We start from the raw sequence: 20,131 nt of genomic DNA on the forward strand, positions 1-20,131 counted from the left end.
CCGCCTGTGCGGGCGGGGACTGTATCCCGGCATCCGGTGTCGCGGCGTGGGCGGGTGGCAGCATGTTTCCGCTTCCCGACAGGGGTTCAGGCGTTGGTACGGAATAGGTCTGGTCCGCCTGTCCCTCCGGCTGCGTTGAGACTCCGGGAACCGTCGCGGGGGAAACGGGGGCGGCTGTTGTCCCATCCGTGCCCGTGAGGGGCGAGGAGGGGACAGCAGCAGAAGACGCCGTGGGGGCCACCTGTGACGGGGTCGGCGTCGCCTGGGCCAGGGCGGGCGTGCCTGTATAAAGAAGGCCGGCCAGCAACAGCCCGGCCTGACGGGGCGCGGACCGGGTCAGACTAGAACCGCACAGGAGGGAAACTTTCACGAGACGCCATTTCTCCAAATAATAAAAACCTGATTTTTGCACCATGCCTTGCCTTGTGTCCCTACCACAAAGGAAAACCCTCCAGATGGAGGGAAGTTCATTTTTATGCATGGTACCTGTCATGATGAGAGACCAGCTTTTCCCCAGCAGGCAAAAGCGGTTATGCTGTCTGCCCTCCCGGCCCGTGCGGCCCGGGCATCGATGTCCTTTCATTCCTGTTCCGCCAACCGGAGTCACCGTTTCATGCCCTTATCCCTTCAGGGTCTTTCCCCGCTGGCTGCAACTGATGCCCTGTTTTTTGAACGGGCGGGCGCGCGCCTCGGCCGTCCCGATGCCGAACGTCTGGTTCGCCATGCGCTGGAGGGAATGGATGATGGCGAGCTTTTCCTGGAATATCGTGAAAGCGAGGCGATTTCGCTGGATGAAGGGGTGATCCGTTCCGCCAGCTTTGACACCTCTTCCGGTTTCGGCCTGCGCGCCGTGCTGGAGGCGGAAACCGGCTTCGCCCATTCCGATGACATAAGCGAAAGCGCGATCCGCCGGGCCGGGGAAACCGTCAGCCAGATCAGGGCGGGCCGTTCGGGCACGCTGGCCGTGGGGCCGCGTTCGACCAACCATCGCCTGTATCCCGACATCAATCCGCTGGAAGAAGGGGCCTTTGCCTCCCGCGCCGCCATGCTGTCGGAACTGGATGCCTATGCCCGCGCGCGTGACCCGCGCGTGGTGCAGGTCATGGCGTCGATTTCCGCTGAGTGGCAGGCCATCCAGATCATCCGTCCCGATGGGCAGCGCATGGCCGACATCCGCCCGCTGGTGCGCATGAATGTATCGGTGGTGGTGGAACAGGACGGGCGGCGTGAAAGTGGCGGCCACGGGCTGGGTGGCCGTTATTCCTATACCCGCCTGCTGTCGCCACAGGTGTGGCAGGGTGCCGTGGACGAGGCCCTGCGCATGGCGCTGGTCAACCTTGACGCGCGTCCCGCCCCGGCCGGGGAAATGGAAGTGGTGCTGGGTGCCGGCTGGCCCGGTATCCTGCTGCATGAAGCGGTGGGCCATGGGCTGGAAGGTGATTTCAACCGCAAGGGCACATCCGCCTTTGCCGGGCTTATGGGCAAGCGGGTGGCGGCCCCCGGTGTGACAGTGGTGGATGATGGCACCCTGCCCGAACGCCGGGGCAGTCTGACCATTGATGATGAAGGCACGCCCACCGGTCGCACCGTGATGATCGAGGACGGTATCCTGACCGGCTACCTGCAGGATCGTCTCAATGCCCGCCTCATGGGTGTTTCCCCCACGGGCAACGGGCGGCGGCAGTCCTATGCCCACGCGCCCATGCCGCGCATGACCAACACCCTCATGCTTGGCGGCGACGCCACGACCGATGACATGATCCGCAGTACGAAGCGCGGGCTTTATGCGGTCAATTTCGGTGGGGGACAGGTGGACATCACATCAGGCAAATTCGTGTTTGCCGCATCCGAAGCCTACATGATCGAGGACGGGAAGATCACCACCCCCGTGCGGGGTGCGACCCTGATCGGCAATGGCGCGGACGCCATGACGCAGGTGACCATGATTGGCGGCGAACCTGCCCTTGACCCCGGTATCGGCACCTGTGGCAAGTCCGGGCAGGGTGTGCCGGTGGGCGTGGGCCAGCCGACCCTGAAAATGACCGGCCTAACCGTGGGTGGTACAGGCGGCTGAGCCAGAGAGATTAAGGAACGAAAGTTTCCGGGTGCCGCCTTTTTTCAAAAAGACGGCGTTCCCTGAAACTGTTTGAAAAACGCTTCACCAGAAAACGTCTTTTACTTTCGCGACGCTGCGATCATACCCTTCATGTGACGGATTACGGCAGGCAGTCCGTCAAAAATGGCCTGCCCGATCAGGAAATGCCCGATATTCAGTTCCATGACCTGCGGCAGGGCGGCAACCGGGCTGACATTGTCATAGGTCAGTCCATGGCCTGCATGGACTTCCAGCCCGCATCGCGCGGCATGTTCCGCGCCCGCCGTCAGGCGGCCGAGCTCAATCGCGCGCGCCGCTTCGTTCCGGGCATCGGCATAGGCGCCCGTATGCAGTTCCACCACGGCCGCCCCCAGTTCCGCCGCCGTTTCGATCTGCGCGGGGTCCGGGTCAATGAACAGCGAGACACGGATTCCCGCATCACGCAGCCGGGCGATGCGGGGCGCCAGTTCGCTGGCCTGTCCACGCACGTCCAGTCCGCCTTCGGTCGTGACTTCCTGCCGCCGTTCGGGCACCAGGCAGCACGCATGCGGGCGCAGGCGGGTGGCGATGGTGGTCATTTCCTCCGTCGCGGCCATTTCCATGTTCAGCGGGATCGACAACTCCGCGCGCAGGCGCTCCAGGTCGGCATCGCGGATGTGGCGACGGTCCTCGCGCAGGTGGGCGGTAATGCCATCCGCGCCTGATGCCTGCGCCAGCAGCGCGCCCTTTACCGGGTCGGGATGCGTGCCGCCCCGTGCGTTCCGCACGGTGGCGATATGATCGATGTTGACGCCCAGCCGGATGGGCGTGGCAGGGGATGTTGTCATGACCTGTTCCTGTGTTCGGCCATCCGCATGGCCATGTGCAGTGCTGCGACAAGGCTGGACGGATCGGCCACGCCCCGCCCGGCAATGTCAAAGGCGGTGCCGTGATCGGGTGATGTGCGGATGATGGGCAGCCCCAGCGTGGTATTGACCCCCTGCGTCATGTCGATGGTCTTGAGCGGGATCAGCGCCTGGTCATGATACATGCACATCGCCACGTCGTACCGTGCCCGTGCGGGCGGCGTGAACATGGTGTCGGGCGGCCATGGCCCGCTTATGTCCATGCCATCGGCGCGCAGGGCGGCGATGGCGGGGGCGATGATGGTCTGTTCTTCCGTGCCCATGCTGCCGTCCTCGCCCGCATGGGGGTTCAGCCCGGCAATGGCGATGCGTGGCGTGGCAATGCCGAAGTCACGCTGCAGGGCCGCATGGGTGGTGCGGGTGGCGGCGATGATGGCGCTGGTGTCCAGTTCATCCAGCGCGCGGCGCAGGCTGACATGGATGGTAACGGGCACGACCCGTAGTTCCGGGCAGGCCAGCATCATCACCTCGCGTCCCGGCACGTTGCACAGGGCCGCAAGGTATTCGGTATGGCCGGGATAGGCGAAACCGGCTTTTTTCAGCACGATCTTGCTGATCGGGTTGGTCACCACGCCTGCGGCCTGCCTATTGCGGGCCAGTTCCACCGCGCGCGCGATGGACGTGGTGATGGCGTGGGCGTTGCCACTGTCCGGCTGGCCCGCATGGACCGGCGCCTGCAGCCCGACCGGCAGCACCGGCACGGCGTGGGCAAAGACTTCGGCCGCCTGGGCAATGGTGGTGATTTCGCGCACCGGCACATCATGCCGCCCGATCAGCCCCGCATCGCCCAGCACCGCGAACGGTGTCGTGCCCTGCCGCATGGCCCGCCATGCGCCAGCAGTGATTTCCGGCCCGATTCCCGCCGGGTCCCCCATGGTCAGGGCAAGGGGCAGGCTGCCATCAGGCATCCGTCTTGCCCATGGCGTGCAGGATACGGATCCATGACCGGATGCCCTTGTGGAAGGATGTCAGGTCATATTTCTCGTTGGGGGAATGCACACGGTCATCATCCAGCGCGAAACCCACCAGCAGGACGGATATGCCCAGGATACGCTGCATGTCGGCCGCCACCGGGATCGACCCGCCACAGCCGATGGTGACCGCGGGCGTGCCCCATTCATCCCCCAGCGCCCGCAGCGCAGGCTGCAGGCCAAAGGTGTCATCGGGCACGACGCTTGCGACCGACCCGCCGCAGGGCGTGAAGGTCACCGTGCAGTCAGGCGGCAGCCGGTCACGCACATGGGCACAGAAAGCCTGGCGGATGTGCACCGGGTCCTGCCCCGCCACCAGCCGGAATGACACCTTTGCCATGGCGTCACCCGGCAGCACGGTCTTGAACCCTTCGGCGGTATAACCGCCGGAAATGCCGTTGATTTCGAAACTGGGGCGGCACCATGTCTGTTCGATGGCGGTATACCCCCTTTCCCCGGCAGGCACGGACAGCCCGACATCTCCAAGGAAGGCTGCGTCATCTGGGGCGATTTCACGCCAGCGCGCGCGCAGCGCTTCCGGCGGGTCCTGCACGCCGGCATAGAAACCGGGCAGGGTGACGCGGCCGGTGGCGTCATCGCGGATGGAGGACAGCACCCGGCACAGCACTTCCGCCGGGTTGCGCGCGGCGTTGCCGTAAATGCCCGAATGCAGGTCGCGGCTTGCGCAGCGCAGGTGGATTTCCTCGCCCACCATGCCGCGCAGCGTGGTGGTGATGGCGGGCACGCCGGGCAGCATGGCGGTATCGCAGATCAGCCCGACATCGGCGCGCAGTTCTTCGCGATGCGTTTCCATGAAGGGCAGCAGGCTGGGGCCGCCGCATTCTTCCTCGCCCTCGATCAGCAGCGAAATCCGTACCGGCATCTGTCCCGTCGTTGCGCGAATGGCGCGCAGGGCCTCGATAAAGGTCATGACCTGACCCTTGTCATCCGATGCGCCGCGCGCGGTGATCTGCCTGCGGCCATCCTGTGCCGTCACCAGCGCGGGTTCGAACGGGTCTCTTGCCCACAGTTCCAGCGGATCGACAGGCTGCACGTCGTAATGGCCGTAAAACAGTACATGCGGGCCAGCGGGCGGCGTGCGGTCATGTGCCACCAGGATGGGATGGCCGGGTGTTTCATGCAGTGTCACGTCAAAGCCGAGGCTGTCGAGTTCATTGAACAGCCACTGTGCCGCCTGCCTGCAATCCGCCGCGTGTTCGGGCTGGGTGGAGATGCTGGGGATCCGCAGGAACGCGAACAGTCGCGCAAGGGCGTCATCAAGCGTGCGGTCCGCCTGTTCCAGCACAGGCGCGGGGGAAGCGGGTGAATCAGTCATGAACTTTCCATTTTTGCAGCACGCGTCAGGCAGCCCGAACGGGACAGGGTACGATTTTGCCTGTTATGGGGGCAAAAGCAACACATCCGCCGGTAGTGGCTGCCTGCAGGTATGCGCGGATCATGGGCATGCATGATCGAAGGGCCGCCATCCTGATATCCTGGCCCGTCAGCACCCGCCATGCAGGAACCCCAGCGCGGGCATGGGGCGCCACGCGCGGGGCAGGTCCGCGCGGCGATAGGGGCGGATGCTGTAATGTGGCACCGCGATTTCATTGCGTTCCAGGAAGTTGCGGTAGGCGGCCACCTGCTGGCTGCGCCATTCACAGTCCGCCTCCGCGCTGGCGCGTGTGGGATAGATGCTGGCGATTCGCGTGTCGCGTCCGGTGCGGGCGACAACCGCCCAGGATTCGTCACGTCGCGCCGTGGTCCGGAAAACAACAACCTTGCCCATTGTTTCGTCCCTGTCCCGGTGGCCTGTCGCGTGTCATGGCCTGTTACCCACAGGCAACCATGCCTGCTGCGCACGATCAAGCGGCACGCCGGATGAATTGATTTCCTTGCAGCCCCCTGTTCTTGGCGGTAGGGAACAGGGATCATGATACGTCTTTTCATTACCCTGCCCGTGATCGTGGCACTGATCATTTTCGCGGCCTGCAACCAGGCGCCGGTGGAACTGTCATGGCTGCAATGGAAATGGACGTCATCGCCCGGCGTGCTGGCGCTGCTGGTTGCCGCCCTGCTGTATGCCACGGGGTCCGCCAGCGTGTGGGTCGTGGTCCTGCGCCAGATGCGCCGCGCCCGCCGCGCCGAACAGGAAGTGCGCGCCCTGCGTGCCCGCCTGCCGGAAAATGATACCGGGGCGGCCCGTGCCCCCGGCCTGACATCCGCCCCGGCCAGTTCCCCGATGGTGAAGGCGTATGAAGCGGAACAGGCGACGGCGGCCGCCAGCCCCGTCGCGACGGAACCCGCCGTGGTGACCCCGCCCGCCATCACGGCGGAAAAGCCGCCGGGCGCCTGATCCCTTAATTCCCGCACGTCATCACCACCTGTATGTCTGACCATGGAGCACCGCCAATGCCTGGACGGTCCACCCGCCTGATTGTCGCCCTCGATACCAAGGATACGGCGCAGGCCGTGCGCTGGCGCGAACAGGCGGCAGGCCATGCCGACGCGGTCAAGCTGGGGCTGGAGTTCACCTATGCCCGTGGACTGGACGCCGTGCGGGCGGCCGCGGGCGACAGTCCGCTGTTTCTTGACCTCAAGCTGCATGACATCCCCAATACCGTGGCGTCCGCCATTGGCAGCCTTGCTGCCCTGCGGCCTGCCATGCTGACCATCCACGCCAGTGGCGGGCGCGCCATGATCGCGGCTGCGCGCAGGGCGGTGGATGAGACCTTTCCGTCCGGCAGCCGCCCGCTGCTGCTGGCCGTTACCGTGCTGACCAGCATGGATACGCAGGGCCTGCATGAAGTGGGCGTGCCCGGCAGCGTGGAGGAACAGGTTGTCCGCCTGGGCAGGCTGGCCATGGAGTCGGGGGCGGATGGGCTGGTCTGTTCCTCACATGAAATTACCCCCCTGCGTCGGGCACTGGGTGACGGGCCGGTACTGGTCGTGCCGGGGATCCGTCCCGCCGGTAGCGCGCTGGGGGACCAGAAGCGGGTCATGACCCCGGCACAGGCCCGTGCGGCGGGGGCTGACTGGATCGTGGTGGGCCGTCCCATCACCCGCGCGCCGGACCCGGCGGCGGCGGCGGCGATTGCCGCCGAACTGTCGGCCTGAACGGGGCAGGGGACGACACCATGCCGGTCAGGGTCAAGATCTGTGGCATCCGTGACCATGTGGGGCTGGATGCCGCCGTGCAGGCCGGGGCGGACTGGGTCGGGTTCGTGTTTTTCAGTCGTTCCCCGCGTCATGTCACGGCGCAGGCCGCCAGCACGCTGGCGCGCGACATGGCGGTGGACGGGCCGAAGCGGATTGGCCTGTTTGTCCGCCCGACCGACGACGATATCCGCCGCGTGCTGGACCACGTACCGCTTGACGGGTTGCAAATCTATGATGATGCCGGGCGGATCGAAGCCATCCGCACCCACTCTGGCCTGCCGGTATGGCGCGCGGTGGGGATCGCCAGCAGGCATGACCTGCCTGAAACCTGTCGGGTGGATGGTCTGGTGATTGAATCCCGCGCGCCCGCCGGGTCGGACCGTCCCGGCGGCAATGCCCATGCCTTTGACTGGACCCTGACGCATGGATGGCAGGCCCCGGTGCCGTGGCTGCTGGCGGGTGGGCTGAACCCCGATAATGTCCAGCGCGCCATACAGCACAGCGGGGCCCGTGCCGTTGATGTTTCATCCGGCGTGGAATCCGCCCCCGGCGTCAAATCGCCCGAACTGATCCGTCGCTTCGTGCAGGCGGCCCGCGCCTAACGGTAATACCCGTAATACGGCGGCGGAGGTGGCGGCGGCGGCGGGTAGGCATAAACCGGATAGGGCGGTGGCGGATAGGCATAGGCCGGATAGGGATAGCCATAGCCGTAACCCCGGTAGCGGTAAGGCGACATCGCGACACCCAGCGCCGTCCCCGTGGCAATGCCCAGGCCGAATCCGCCCCAGCCCCAGCCACGGTGCCATCCGCCGCCCCAGCCTCCACCCCATCCGCCGCCACGCCATGCATAGGCGGCAGGGGCGGGCAGAATACCGACCAGTCCCATGGACACGGCCAGCAACAAGGCCAACTTACGCATCTCGGGTGGTTCCTTTTCCTGATCTCGTGTTCATTGATATGGGCATATGTGCGCCTGATATCCAGCCTTGTGCCCGCATCATTATGTGACAGGCCAGGATAGATTCCATGCCTGGAGACTGTCTGAAAATAGCCTCTTGATAAACAGGGATAAAAGTTTTCAGGGGGCGCCTTTTTTCAAAAATGCGGCGTTTCCTGAAGCTTTTCGAAAAAAGCTTCACCAAAAACTTCGTTGTAATTTTACGCGATGGGCTGAAGGTCGATTTCTCCAGACAGTTCCTATCGGTCGCGACCGGCGTTCAGCCAGCCACCCAGCCGGGATAGCGCCTCCTTCAGCGGCCCGTCAGGCATGTCGTCAATCTGCACGGGTGGCGGCGGCGGGCGACGGGGCGCGGCGGCGGGCGCGCGTGGCGCGGCGGTCAGGTCCTGCACCATCTTCAGGCGCTTGACCACGCCCTGCCCACAGGTGGTGTTGATGCGGGCGATGACGGTAGGGGCAAGGTGCTGCAGTTCCATCGCCACAGGTCCCCGGCAGGCAACGGTCAGGGTGCCAGCACTCAGGCGGCGGGGCACGGTCATGCCTGCCAGGTGGGGACCGACAATATCGGGCCAGTCCGTCATGACCTGTACGGCGGCGGGGGACTGCTTGCGAAAGACGGGGCGGCTGATATGCGGCAGCAGGGCCGCCATGCTGCGCGTGCGCATGGACCGCCGGGGTGGTTCGGGCGGTGGTGTCTCATTCTTTCGCTTGCTGCGGGTCGGCGGGTTCGTCATAAACGGGTCCGTGTTACCTTCTGCTGCCGATCTGTTACGCTGGTATGACCGGCATCGTCGCACTCTGCCATGGCGCGCCCTGCCGGGCCAGAGCGCAGATCCCTATCGTGTGTGGCTGAGCGAGATCATGCTGCGGCAGACCACGGTTACGGCTGTCATTCCCTATTTCGAGCGTTTTCTGGACGCCTTCCCCGATGTGACGGCGCTTGCCCGCGCGCCGCAGGACCGGGTCATGGCGCTGTGGGCCGGGCTTGGCTACTACGCGCGGGCGCGCAACCTGCATGCCTGCGCGCGGGTGGTGGCGGAAAATGGCGGTCGCTTTCCCGATACGGTGGCGGGGCTGCTGGAACTGCCGGGAATCGGGGCCTATACCGCCGCCGCCATTGCCGCCATCGCCTTTGGCCGTCCGGTCGTGCCGGTGGATGGCAATGTGGAACGCGTGACGGCGCGCCTGTTCGCCATGACCGACCCGCTGCCCGGATCGCGCAAGGCCATCGCCCGGCAGGCGATGACACTGAATGCGGACCGGCAGGCCATCGCCCGTCCGTCCGATTTCGCGCAGGCCCTGTTTGACCTGGGCGCCGGGATCTGCACGCCGCGCGCGCCCGCCTGCGTATTGTGCCCGTGGCGTGGGGCCTGTGCGGGAAACCGGCAGGGAATCGCGGCCAGCCTGCCCCGTCGCGCGCCAAGGGTGGCGCGGCCGGTACGCCATGGCGTGCATTTCTGCATGGTTGATGCGGCAGGGGGGATCCTGCTGGTCCGGCGGCCTGAAAAGGGGTTGCTGGGCGGCATGATGGGCCTGCCCGGTCCGCACTGGCGCGATGCGCCATGGCCCCAGGCGGAGGCGCTTGACCATGCGCCCATCGCACCCCGGCTGCGCGTCAACTGGCGGCGGGCCGGGCAGGTGAAGCATGTCTTTACCCATTTCACGTTGCTGGTTGATGTCTATGCAGCGCGCATATCCACCTTTCCCAACAGTCTGGTAGGGGCGGAAGGGGTCATTCATGACATGGACCGCGACGATGTGGCGCTGCCATCATTAATGCGTAAATGCGTGGAACTGGCACGGGACAGTAATATTTTTGATTGACGCGGGCATGAAACGCGCGGTTGACTGGTAACTGTCCGATCAGGAAAGGGACCGTGATGTTCACTTTTGTCCAGATGCTTTCCCCCGTTGTCGCCATGCTGGGTGTTGCTGGCGTGGCATATTACCTGCGTGCGCCGGCGCGTGCGCTGCAGCCGGTCCGTGTGCGGACCCGCCGCTGAGACGTCGCCCGTGGCAGGGTAACGGGTATGTCCGCCTGTTCCTTTGCATACCTGAACGGCTTCATGTAGCAGCCGTTCCATGACATTCATTACCGTAAATCGTGCAGCGCGGCATGAAAATGCCCCGTCGCGTACCGGGGTGCTGCTGAGCAATCTGGGCACCCCGGATGGCACCGGCTATGGCGCGGTGCGTCGTTATCTGGCGGAATTCCTGTCGGACCGTCGCATTATCGAGGCCAGTCCCCTTATCTGGAAACCCATCCTGTACGGGCCGGTGCTGACCTTTCGCCCCCGCAAGTCGGGGGAAGCCTATCACCGGATCTGGCATCACGACCGTGATGAAAGCCCGTTACGCACCTATACCCGTGAACAGGCGGAACAGCTGGGCACGCGGCTGGCGGCGGATGATGTGCCGGTGGCCTGGGGCATGCGCTATGGCCAGCCTTCCATAAAACAGGCGCTGCATGACCTGGTGGCGCAGGGGTGCGACAGGATCCTGCTCGCGCCACTTTATCCCCAGTACAGCGCCACGACGACCGCGACGGCCAATGACCAGGCGTTCCGTGTGCTCATGCGCATGCGTAACCAGCCCGCCATCCGCACGTTGCCGCCGTTTCCGGACCATCCCGCCTATATCGCGGCCCTTGGCCGATCCATTTCGGCGCGCCTTGCCACGCTGGATTTCAAGCCGCAGATGATCGTGGCGTCCTTCCACGGATTACCGAAGATCTATGTGGAAAAGGGCGATACCTATGCTGCCGACTGTCAGCGCACCATCGCGGCGCTGCGCCGTGCCATGGGTTATGATGAACAGATGATGCCGCTGACCTTCCAGTCACGTTTCGGCCCGGCGAAGTGGCTGGAACCCTACACCGCGCCCTTCATCGAATCGCTGCCCGCACGTGGGATCGAGCGTATTGCCGTCATCACGCCGGGCTTCATTTCCGACTGTATCGAAACGCTGGATGAAATCGGCAATGAAGCGGGTGATGCTTTCGTCAAGGCGGGCGGCAAGGAACTGGCGCTGATTCCATGCCTGAATGACTCCCCTGACGCCATTGACCTGCTGGAAACTCTCGTGCGGCAGGAATTGGGTGGCTGGCTGCCCCACGCGGGCACGGATACCGCGCCCGCCACACCCGGTTAGGGTGCTGGTCGCTGGTCCCGGCCTTATGGCCGGTCGCAGCTTTCGGTCAGGGTATTATAAACCTGACCACGCGGGCAGGTGACGGGCCTGCTGGCGGGGGCGGCCTGGCCCGTGGCCGGTTGTTGTCCCTGCCGTGGCGGGGCAGTCTGATCGGTCACAAGCGTGGACAGGTCCTTGTCATAGACCGAATCGTCTTCCGGTGCGTTATTGCCCGTACCGTTATAGATCTCGGGTGCGGCCTGATAGCTGGCGCCGGCTGCGGCGGCCCCCATGGCCGGGGCCATGGCGTAACCGCCCCAACCCCATCCCCAGCCGCCACCCCAGCCCCATCCGCCCCACGGATAACCCCAGCCGCCATAGACGGGGTAATAGGGATAGTAGCCACCACCCCATCCACCCCAGCCCCATCCGCCGCCGCGCCACCGGCCGCCGCCCCGGCCTTCATCATGCCAGCCGCCGCCATAGCCGCGCCCCCCGCCACCGTGCCAGCCCCCGCCGCCACGACCGCCACCCCCACCATGGAAGCCGCCCCCGCCATGCGGTTCGGCATGGGCGGCTGGCCCGCATGCGATCAGTGCCAGCAGCGTACCCGTCACGACATGTTTCAGCTTGAGCATGTTCCATTCCTGCATATCTGAATGCGATGTATCGCAGAAAATCATCCGTCTGGAAAAGATGTGGCGCGCCATGGGTCCGGATTGCCCCGGAGGTGAGGGGCAACCGATACCTGCCGTCCGGTTCCGGGCGGTGTATGTCCCATATGGTTATCTTCTGTCCGGTCTGCACCCGTGCAACGGGGCATGACATCATAAAAAATGGCAGGCGTAATATATGAAATTATCATAGTGCATTCTAACAGTATCCACGCGACCGGGTTCAGGTCAGGATGGGGAGTGTGTACGTGTGCGTTAATCAGGGCAGGGGGACAGATTATTGTCATTGCGGAAGCATGAAAATGCCCGGATGCGTCATATTTCCTTCGTTTTTTCATAATAATATAATAATCAGGCCATGAAGAATAAAGTCCATATGGAAAATATGAATTTTAACGTAAAAAAATCAATATGGCTTTATGTTGCAATACTTTCCATATTCATCCTTCTTGTTCCACATGTGGCATTCATTACCGCCCATGTGTCGTTATCCAGTAATGAAGGCTGGAACGCCTATCTGGCACGGCGCGCCATAGGACTGGATCATGCGCCGCTGTACCCCCCGGCCGAACAGATGGTGTTCAATAATTACCCGCCCAGTTCGTTTTACGTTGTCGGCCTGTTTGGCTGGCTGCTGGGGGACATGATCGTGGCGGGGCGCATCATTTCGCTTCTGGCGCTGCTTTTCTGTGCCTGGGCTGCGGGGCGGATTGTCCTCGCCTGTGGCGGAACACTCGGCGGGGCATGGCTCGCAGGCCTGCTGATCGTACTTTATTCCGCTGTTTTCTATAGTGATTATGTCGCCATGGATGACCCGCAGTGGCTGGGGCAGGCCGTTATCATGGCGGGATTCATGCTGTTGCTGGGTAATGGCCGTGAACCGGGGCGGGCCGGTGCATGGCGGCCTTTCTGCGCGGGCTTCGTCGTTGTCGCGGGACTGACCTTCAAGCACAATATCCTGGCCCTGCCGGTGGCGGTCCTTGTGTGGCTGTTGCTGACCGACTGGCGTCATGCTGTCTCATGGATGGGGGGATGTCTTGTGTCCCTGTGCCTGCTGGGGGGGCTGTACTACAGCAGTTTCGGTCCGGATTTCATTCAGGGCGTCTTTGGCCATAAACGCGTTTTCTATGTGCATGGCATGCTCAAGGGGTTGGGCAACGTGCTGGGACTGGGCGGCATGATGGTGTCATGCGCATTCGTGCCGTGGCGGCGTCTGCCCCATCGGTCCGGACTGTTGCTGGGGCTGTATCTGCTGCTGGCGGTGGCATCGGCCATCGTGCAGCGTACGGGGGCCGGGGTGTCGCATAATGCCTGTTTCGAAGCACTGATCGCAGCCGCCCTGTGCGCGGGTCTGGCCATGTCGCGCCTGGTGACCACCGGGGGCACGGTTGGCCGTGTGCCCATGCGCGCCGTCCTGGTGGGCATGGTGGGGCTGAACCTGCTGCCGGTGGTGGTCAGCCTGCCGGTGTACCTGCCCTACCTCTACCGCAGCAATGTGACCGGCATCGTGCATAGCCTGGCGGCATCTGACGAAACGATTGCCGCCGTGCGCGCGATTGATGGCGATGTGGCCTGTGAGACGCTGGCCCTGTGCTACTGGGCGCACAAGCCGGTGGTGATGGATTTTTTCAACTATTCCCAGCATGTCGCGGTCACGCATGACGCGATGGTGCTGGAGCGGGCGGTGGACCGGCACGATATCGCCGCGTTCGTCAGCAATTCACGCTTTGATACACAGGAAGATGTATGGGAGTTTCTCAGCCTGTGGCGCATCATCCGCGCACGCTACACACATGTGCGGCAGCAGGGCGCGGCCTATATCGTAACACCATGACCGATGCGGTGGCGGCACGCCGTGCGTGCCGCCACCGCGCATATTACGGGCGGCCTACCCCGCGCAGGCGATGCAGGGTGATGATGGCCGCTGTCAGCACGATGGCCGCACAGGTCTGGTGGACCGTTCCCGCCCAGACCGGCACCACCAGCAGCAGCGTGGTCACGCCCAGCGCATATTGCAGCAGCACCAGCCAGCCCAGTACCGCCAGCGCGCTATGGACATCCCGCCCCAGTTGCGGCGTGCGCAGCCCCAGTACGATGGTGCCGCCGATGACAAGGGCCGTGGTGGTGGCCAGCAGGCGGTGGTCGAACTGGACGGCGGGGATGTTCTGGAACCAGTTCAGCCAGAACGGGTGCAGCCGTCCATAGCCCGACGGGATCAGGTGACCATCCATGAGCGGAAAGGTGTTGTAGGCAAACCCCGCATGCGTGCCCGCGGTAAAGCCACCCGCAATGACCGTGATGCCGACCAGCAGGCAGATGGCCCAGACCAGGCGATGGACGCGCACGGCTTCAGGCGTGGCGGGAATGAAGGTCGGGCGCGGTGTCCGCACGGACAGCGCCGTCCACAGGATGGCGATGTACAGCGCGAAGGCGCAGCACAGGTGCAGCACCAGCCGCACGGGGGCGACCGCCGTGCTGTCCGGGTTGAAGCCCGACGCCACCATGAACCACCCGATCGCGCCCTGCAGCCCGCCCAGCACGAAAAACAGCACCAGGCGCAGCGCCAGGCCCCGGCTCAGCGCGCCGGTGATGGAAAACCAGATCAGTGGCACCAGCAGGACCAGCCCCATGAGCCGCCCCCAGAAGCGGTGCGTCCATTCCGCCCAGAAAATCTGCTGGAAGCCCGCAAGCCCGAATCCGTCATGCAGGATCTTGTATTGCGGAATGGTCTTGTACAGCGCGAACTGCCGTTCCCATTCCGCGTGGGTCAGGGGGGGGATCATGCCGGTAATGGGCCGCCAGTCCATGATGGACAGGCCCGATCCGGTCAGGCGGGTATAACCGCCCAGTGCGATCATGCCGACAAGCATGAAGCAGATTGCAAACAGCCACGTCGAGATACGCTGCCGGTTGCGCAGCTCCTGCGCGGACGGGGGCGTACGGCCCATCAAGGAGCCGGAGGGAGGATATGCGGACATAACCGGATTTAGACCGCCCTTGCAGTCCGCTGCAAGGCGATGCTAGGCGCGAAGGACCAGATCGCTGTCGGAAAACGGGACGCACGCATGATATTACCGCACGCCGCACAGCCCGCGCCACCCGCCCGGCCCACGTTGCGCGTGCTGGTCCGGCCGGTGCTGCTGCTTGTGGCCTTTGTCGGGTTTGCGGCGGTCCTTGGCCGCCTGCCCGGGCTGCGGCATATGCTGACGGCTGGCCCCGCCCTGCATTCGGGGGTGGAAGGCGTGGTGATTTTCATCCTGGCCGCCAGCGTGTTCTGCGCATTTGGCCTGCCACGGCAGGCGGTGTGTTTCGCCGCCGGTGCCGCCTATGGAATCGGGGCGGGCTGCGTCCTGGCCACGCTGGCTACCGTGACCGGGTGCCTGTGTGGCTATGGGTGGGGCATGTGGGCGGGACGGCCGCGCATGCCCGCGCGGCTTGTGGCAACCATGGCGCGGCTGGACGGTTTTGTGCGGCACGAGCCGTTCGCGTCCGTCCTGACGCTGCGGCTCATGCCGGTGGGCTCGGCGCTTCTTCTCAATCTGGCGTCGGGCATGCTGGGGGTGCGGGTCATGCCGTTCATGCTGGCCACGCTGCTGGGCAGCCTGCCACAGACCGTCGTGTTCGTGCTGGTGGGGTCGGGTATCCGGCTGCAGGGACCATGGCGCATCGGGGTGGCGACCGTGCTGTTTGCCCTGTCCGCGCTGGTGGGGCTATGGCTTATGCGCCGCGTGCGCATGCGCCGCCCCGACATGGCACGGGTATCGCGATAGCGAATTGCAGTATGTCGTAATTAGATGGTGAAAAAGTGGACCTGGCTGGTCTACTAGTCCCCACAATCTTTCAATATGGAGTGCCTCATGGGCTCATCCGCAACGGCGGGCCATTCAGCGGAAAAGCCCGTGCCGGAAACGACTGCCCGCCCGATGGGGTGGATTGCGATCCTGCTGGGGTTCCTGACCGCGGTCGGCCCGGTTTCAACCGACATCTATCTTCCTGCTTTCCCGGAACTGGAAACGACGCTGCACGGGCGGGCGGGTTCCGCGCAGATGACGCTGGCCATATGGTTCGTGGGGCTGGCGATCGGGCAGATCACCATGGGGCCGCTGTCGGACCGTTTCGGCCGGCGCAGGCCCATGCTGGTGGGCACCCTGGTCTATACGCTGGCATCGGTCGGGTGTGCGATGGCGCGGGACATTCCCACGTTTTCGTTTTTCCGCCTGGTCGCGTCGCTGGGGGCATCGGCCAGCCTGATCATTCCCAGCGCCTGCGTGCGCGACATGTCGCATGGCAATGAATCCGCGCGCCTCATGTCGCGGCTGGTGCTGGTGATGGGGGTCGTGCCCATCCTGGCGCCCACGCTGGGGGGCATGGTGCTGTCGATTGCGTCATGGCGGTCGATCTTCTGGGCGTCGGCGGTATATGGCCTGATCTGTATCCTGCTGATCTGGCGTGTCCTGCCCGAAACGCTCAAGCCCCAGAACCGTAGCGAGTTCTCGCCCGTCACCCTGTTCAGCCGGTACATGATGCTGGCGCGTGACCGCGGGTTCATCACCCATGCCATGATTGCCGGTTTTTCGTGCTTCATGTCGTTTACCTACCTGTCCGCCGCCCCGTCGGTATTCCGTGGCCTGTTCGGCCTGTCGGCGGCGCATTCCGGCATGCTGTTCGGTGTGTTCGCGGTGTGCATGATTGGCGCGTCGCAACTGAATGGCATGCTGGTGTGGCGTATTGACGCCGCCCGTATCCTTGGGGTCGCGGTGATGGTCGCGGTGGCGGGGACCATTGCCATGACCGCCGTGGCCATCGTCATCGCCTTCGCCATGCAGCATGGCGGCCATCCGCCATTGTGGATGATGGGGTGCCTGATCCTGACCATGATGGTGTCACTGGGCACCACGGGCATCATCGGGCCCAATGCCACGGTGGGCGCGCTGGCTGACCATCCGCGGTTCGCGGGCAGCGCATCGGCATTCGTGGGCACGCTGCAGTATGTGCTGGGGGCCGTGGCGGGGGCATTCGTGGGTATGCTGCCGACCAATTCCCCCATTCCCATGGCGGGTGTCATGCTGATGGGGGCCGCGATCATGCTGGTCATGGTGCTGCTGCGTCCCGCCCGCCCGCCCGGCAGTGCGGAGGCGGGGAAGGAATAAAGTCTCCTCCCGCCACATCAGCCCAGCAGGGCGCGCCAAAGCATGTGCCCCGTACCCGGTTGGGGTTGTCGCCCCGCCGTGTGGCGGCTACAGCGGGGGGCCGTCCTCAGGGGCGACACTTTCGTGAACGGGGCAGGCATGTCCCGGATCTGTATGACCACCCAACGGGGACTGCGCACCGATCATGACGACTGCCAAGATCGACCTGAAACAATACATCCGTAACATCCCGGATTTTCCCAAGCCCGGTATCCTGTTCTACGATATTTCGACCCTGATGCGGAATGCGGATGCATGGCAGATCGCCATGGGGCGCCTGGCGGCGGCGGTGGCGCCGTGGGCGCCGGACATGCTGGCGGCCATCGAATCGCGCGGGTTCCTGACGGCGGCCCCGCTGGCCAGTCGCCTTGGCTGCGGGCTGGTCATGCTGCGCAAACCCGGCAAGCTGCCGGGCAAGACGGTGTCCCACAGCTACGATCTGGAATACGGGTCCGATTCGCTGCATATCCAGGCGGATGCGATCCAGCCGGGACAGCGCGTGGTGGTGATGGATGACCTGCTGGCCACGGGTGGCACGCTGGTGGCGTCCGTCTCCCTGCTGCGCAAGGTGGGTGCGGATGTCGTGGGGGCCGCCACCATGATCGAACTGACGGGCCTTGGCGGCCGCGGCCGGCTGGATGTGCCGGTCAAGACCCTCGTCTCCTACGACGAGTAACCGGCGACGCCGGGCGCGTGATATGTGGCATGCACCGCCCTGCGGGCTGTCATCGGGCTGTCGGCCTGTGCGCGTGGGCGGTATGATGTACAGTGTGGATGGATTGTATCTGAACAGGGAGGCTTAACGCCGGGATGAAAGGTCTTGAGCTTTCCCTGATCCGTTTCAGCAATCAGGTCCGTGGCTTTTTCAGGCGACTGTGGCCGCCGGGCATGACCCTGCGGCAGGATCACCTGCGCTGGCTTTACGCGCCTGGCATCTTCACCTTCGGTTATGCGCTGCGGACCACCATTACCTCCCTTATCGCGCTGGGCATTGCGCTGTGGTGGGAACTGGGCAGCCCGCAATGGGCGGCGCTGACGGTCTGGATGGTGGCGCAGGGCACGCGTGGCAAGAGTGTCGCCAAGGCGCGCTGGCATCTGTTTGGCATGGTGGTCGGCACGATCTGTGCCGTGCTGCTGGTGGCGGCCTTTCCACAGGCGCCGCTCATGTTCATTCTCATGCTGGCGATCGGGATCGGCACGTTCTGCTTTATCGGGACATTGCTGCCCGGTCCCGCGACCATGACCAATTACCGTATCCATGGCATGCGGGCGAGCGGCTTTACCTATGCCATCATCTCGCTCGACGGGATTGCCGACCCCGAACATATCTTCATGACGGCCATGGCGCGCGCGACCTATATCGTGCTGGGCATCGTGCTGGAGAGTACCGTCTCCTCCCTGTTCCAGTTCAAGCTGGAAGAACGCGCGCAGGACCGCCTGGCCAACAATTTCCTGACGGCGATCAACGGGGCGGCTCAAACCCTTGCCGGTCTGCTGTCGGGCGATACGCAGGTCCTGAAAAAGGCGCGCGTGGTCTTTTCCAACATTACGTCCCTGAGCGACCAGATCGAATTCGCTGAAGTGGAGATGGGATCCCATCGCGGGCATGAGGGCGATCATGCGCGTGCGGCCCTTGCGCGGGTGGCCATGCTGCTGTCGCGCGGACTGGATCTTGCCGCCCTGATGCAGGGACCATGCGGGAGGCCCGATGCCGCTTTCGCCGCGACATCAAGCGAGGTGGAGGCCTTCCTCAAGGATATGGCCTCACAGATTGAATCCAGTGATGACATCCACCCCGTCCTGGCCCGCCTGGCGGCGTTGCAGGCATCGTGCTGGCAGAGCGTGGCCGATTCACTGGATCAGGAAATGGGCAGTCCCGGCAGCGCCCCGGTGGACCCGCAACTGGTGCAGATGCTGTCGCAGCAGCGCATGCTCAACTATGCGCTGGGGGAAATACTGGATGAACTGGAACAGGCGCTGATCCAGTTTGACGCCAGCCGCCATCCCCTGCTGCATGACCATTTCCACTACCGGCTCAAGACCTTCCGTGACTGGCAGCAGGCCTTTACCAACAGCCTGCGGGCATCGGTCACCATTTTCGGGTCGGGCCTGATCTGGGTCACCACGTCGTGGTCATCTGGCCTGACGTTCATGATGTTCGTCTCCATCGTGTGCAGCCTGTTCTCCACGCTGGAAAAACCGGCGCTGGCCACGCGGGCCTTCCTTGGGGGGGCGATCATTGCCTCGGTCGTGGCGGGGGTGCTGGTGCTGTGGCGTCTGGCGGAACCCACCACGTATGAAATCATGGCCGTGTGCCTGTTCCTGCCCATGCTGGCGGGGGGGCTGGCCTTTGCCTATCCCGCCCTGGTGCTGGGGGCTGTTTCTTACAACCTGTTCCTGCCCATCCTGCTGGGTCCGGGCAACCAGTCGCGACTGGATGAAGTGGCGTTCTTCAATACCGCCATGCCGCTTGTGCTGGGGCTGTGGTACGCCATGTGGTCCTTCAGGCTGGTCCTGCCGTTCGATACGAACGACATGCGCTGGCAGATGCGTACCGGCATCCTGCGCGGGCTGCGCTATATCGCGCGCGCGCGCAACCTGCCGACCACCCTGTATGTGGTCGAACATAACGTGGACCGCTTTGTCCGCCTGCTGACCAATGCCGAAAACACGCCGGATACGATTATTGACGCGTATCTGCAGGGCATCCTGTCCGCCATGACGATCGGGATGAATGTCATCCGCCTGCGTGCGATTCTGGAACGCCACCTGCTGCCGCCCGAAGCCCAGCGCGTCGTCGGGGACATGATGCGGCGCATGGCGCAGTTCAGCGGACGGTACGGGGGGCATTACGGCCGCACGGCGCGATCCGCCAAATTCGCCATCGCGCACCTGCAGCAGATAGCGGGACAGGCGGATAACCTGGGTGTGCGGCTGGAAATCGACAGTGCGTTGACCTGTCTGTACGTGATTTCCTATGAACTGGATCACAACCAGAAATTCTTCGATGCCTCCAGCCCCTATCTCGACCCGGTCATGGCCTGAACATGA

Annotated in this window: 20 protein-coding genes and 1 pseudogene; 12 read left to right on the forward strand and 9 right to left on the reverse strand. The window is 64.2% G+C overall.

Going from position 1 to position 20,131, the window contains the following annotated elements; translation table 11 throughout:
• Window positions 1-370, reverse strand: a pseudogene (locus tag GEU01_RS25630) (alpha,alpha-trehalase TreF); the annotation flags it as partial.
• A 243-nt stretch (window positions 371-613) separates the two neighbouring features.
• Here GEU01_RS25630 and tldD point away from each other — a divergent pair.
• Window positions 614-2,074, forward strand: a complete 1,461-nt coding sequence (gene tldD / locus GEU01_RS04860; protein WP_026018510.1) for a metalloprotease TldD — start codon at window positions 614-616, stop codon at window positions 2,072-2,074.
• 101 nt (window positions 2,075-2,175) lie between these two features.
• Here tldD and GEU01_RS04865 read toward each other — a convergent pair whose 3' ends face one another.
• The 4 genes from GEU01_RS04865 to GEU01_RS04880 all read right to left on the reverse strand — a co-directional run bounded on the left by GEU01_RS04865 (window position 2,176) and on the right by GEU01_RS04880 (window position 5,760).
• Window positions 2,176-2,922: a pyridoxine 5'-phosphate synthase gene (locus tag GEU01_RS04865; protein ID WP_019085169.1), complete on the reverse strand. Its 747-nt coding sequence runs from the start codon at window positions 2,920-2,922 to the stop codon at window positions 2,176-2,178.
• Window positions 2,919-3,908: a 4-hydroxythreonine-4-phosphate dehydrogenase PdxA gene (pdxA, locus tag GEU01_RS04870; protein WP_019085170.1), complete on the reverse strand. Its 990-nt coding sequence runs from the start codon at window positions 3,906-3,908 to the stop codon at window positions 2,919-2,921. Before pdxA ends, GEU01_RS04865 begins: the two co-directional genes overlap by 4 nt.
• The gene (locus GEU01_RS04875; protein ID WP_026018511.1) at window positions 3,901-5,307 is read right to left on the reverse strand and encodes a M20/M25/M40 family metallo-hydrolase; all 1,407 of its coding nucleotides are present in this window, start codon (window positions 5,305-5,307) and stop codon (window positions 3,901-3,903) included. Before GEU01_RS04875 ends, pdxA begins: the two co-directional genes overlap by 8 nt.
• A 168-nt stretch (window positions 5,308-5,475) precedes the next feature.
• Window positions 5,476-5,760, reverse strand: a complete 285-nt coding sequence (locus GEU01_RS04880) for a hypothetical protein (RefSeq protein WP_019085172.1) — start codon at window positions 5,758-5,760, stop codon at window positions 5,476-5,478.
• 144 nt (window positions 5,761-5,904) lie between these two features.
• Between GEU01_RS04880 and GEU01_RS04885 the strand changes: the two genes are divergently transcribed.
• The 3 genes from GEU01_RS04885 to GEU01_RS04895 are packed head-to-tail and all read left to right on the forward strand — an operon-like array spanning window position 5,905 to window position 7,732.
• The gene (locus GEU01_RS04885) at window positions 5,905-6,327 is read left to right on the forward strand and encodes a LapA family protein (protein WP_019085173.1); all 423 of its coding nucleotides are present in this window, start codon (window positions 5,905-5,907) and stop codon (window positions 6,325-6,327) included.
• A 56-nt stretch (window positions 6,328-6,383) separates the two neighbouring features.
• Complete coding sequence (pyrF, locus tag GEU01_RS04890; RefSeq protein WP_019085174.1) at window positions 6,384-7,088, forward strand: orotidine-5'-phosphate decarboxylase; 705 nt, start codon at window positions 6,384-6,386, stop codon at window positions 7,086-7,088.
• 20 nt (window positions 7,089-7,108) lie between these two features.
• Window positions 7,109-7,732: a phosphoribosylanthranilate isomerase gene (locus GEU01_RS04895; RefSeq protein ID WP_019085175.1), complete on the forward strand. Its 624-nt coding sequence runs from the start codon at window positions 7,109-7,111 to the stop codon at window positions 7,730-7,732.
• On the opposite strand, the gene GEU01_RS04900 is transcribed toward GEU01_RS04895, so the two are convergent.
• Together GEU01_RS04900 and GEU01_RS04905 are read right to left on the reverse strand one after the other, a co-directional pair.
• Entirely contained in the window at window positions 7,729-8,049 is a 321-nt protein-coding gene (locus GEU01_RS04900) for a hypothetical protein (protein WP_010510684.1), read from the reverse strand. The genes GEU01_RS04895 and GEU01_RS04900 overlap by 4 nt on opposite strands.
• A 278-nt stretch (window positions 8,050-8,327) precedes the next feature.
• The gene (locus GEU01_RS04905) at window positions 8,328-8,753 is read right to left on the reverse strand and encodes a DUF721 domain-containing protein (protein WP_019085177.1); all 426 of its coding nucleotides are present in this window, start codon (window positions 8,751-8,753) and stop codon (window positions 8,328-8,330) included.
• On the opposite strand from GEU01_RS04905, the gene GEU01_RS04910 reads away from it, so the two are divergent.
• The 3 genes from GEU01_RS04910 to hemH all read left to right on the forward strand — a co-directional run bounded on the left by GEU01_RS04910 (window position 8,752) and on the right by hemH (window position 11,238).
• Entirely contained in the window at window positions 8,752-9,912 is a 1,161-nt protein-coding gene (locus GEU01_RS04910; RefSeq protein WP_019085178.1) for an A/G-specific adenine glycosylase, read from the forward strand. The genes GEU01_RS04905 and GEU01_RS04910 overlap by 2 nt on opposite strands.
• Window positions 9,913-9,968: 56 nt before the next feature.
• Window positions 9,969-10,091, forward strand: a complete 123-nt coding sequence (locus tag GEU01_RS27250; protein ID WP_010510678.1) for a hypothetical protein — start codon at window positions 9,969-9,971, stop codon at window positions 10,089-10,091.
• A 79-nt stretch (window positions 10,092-10,170) separates the two neighbouring features.
• Window positions 10,171-11,238 (forward strand): ferrochelatase, encoded by a 1,068-nt coding sequence (gene hemH / locus GEU01_RS04920; RefSeq protein ID WP_019085179.1) that lies wholly within the window; start codon window positions 10,171-10,173, stop codon window positions 11,236-11,238.
• A 23-nt stretch (window positions 11,239-11,261) separates the two neighbouring features.
• On the opposite strand, the gene GEU01_RS04925 is transcribed toward hemH, so the two are convergent.
• Window positions 11,262-11,855: a hypothetical protein gene (locus GEU01_RS04925; protein ID WP_208620519.1), complete on the reverse strand. Its 594-nt coding sequence runs from the start codon at window positions 11,853-11,855 to the stop codon at window positions 11,262-11,264.
• A 412-nt stretch (window positions 11,856-12,267) separates the two neighbouring features.
• Between GEU01_RS04925 and GEU01_RS04930 the strand changes: the two genes are divergently transcribed.
• Window positions 12,268-13,725 (forward strand): hypothetical protein, encoded by a 1,458-nt coding sequence (locus GEU01_RS04930; protein WP_019085181.1) that lies wholly within the window; start codon window positions 12,268-12,270, stop codon window positions 13,723-13,725.
• Between the two features lie 43 nt (window positions 13,726-13,768).
• Here the strand turns inward: GEU01_RS04930 and GEU01_RS04935 are convergent, their stop codons facing one another.
• Window positions 13,769-14,839, reverse strand: a complete 1,071-nt coding sequence (locus GEU01_RS04935) for a COX15/CtaA family protein (RefSeq protein ID WP_019085182.1) — start codon at window positions 14,837-14,839, stop codon at window positions 13,769-13,771.
• 117 nt (window positions 14,840-14,956) lie between these two features.
• On the opposite strand from GEU01_RS04935, the gene GEU01_RS04940 reads away from it, so the two are divergent.
• From GEU01_RS04940 to GEU01_RS04955, 4 genes are all read left to right on the forward strand, one after another.
• Window positions 14,957-15,661, forward strand: coding sequence for a TVP38/TMEM64 family protein (locus tag GEU01_RS04940; protein ID WP_042710777.1), 705 nt, complete (start codon window positions 14,957-14,959; stop codon window positions 15,659-15,661).
• An 87-nt stretch (window positions 15,662-15,748) separates the two neighbouring features.
• Window positions 15,749-17,041 (forward strand): multidrug effflux MFS transporter, encoded by a 1,293-nt coding sequence (locus tag GEU01_RS04945; RefSeq protein ID WP_019085184.1) that lies wholly within the window; start codon window positions 15,749-15,751, stop codon window positions 17,039-17,041.
• Window positions 17,042-17,225: 184 nt separating this feature from the next.
• Window positions 17,226-17,756 carry an adenine phosphoribosyltransferase gene (locus tag GEU01_RS04950; RefSeq protein WP_010510664.1) on the forward strand — a complete coding sequence of 177 codons (531 nt, stop codon included), beginning with the start codon at window positions 17,226-17,228 and terminating at the stop codon, window positions 17,754-17,756.
• Window positions 17,757-17,890: 134 nt separating this feature from the next.
• Window positions 17,891-20,125 (forward strand): FUSC family protein, encoded by a 2,235-nt coding sequence (locus tag GEU01_RS04955; RefSeq protein ID WP_019085185.1) that lies wholly within the window; start codon window positions 17,891-17,893, stop codon window positions 20,123-20,125.
• Window positions 20,126-20,131: the final 6 nt, after the last annotated feature.

This window comes from Komagataeibacter europaeus LMG 18890 (genome assembly GCF_000285295.1).
Lineage (GTDB): Bacteria > Pseudomonadota > Alphaproteobacteria > Acetobacterales > Acetobacteraceae > Komagataeibacter > Komagataeibacter europaeus.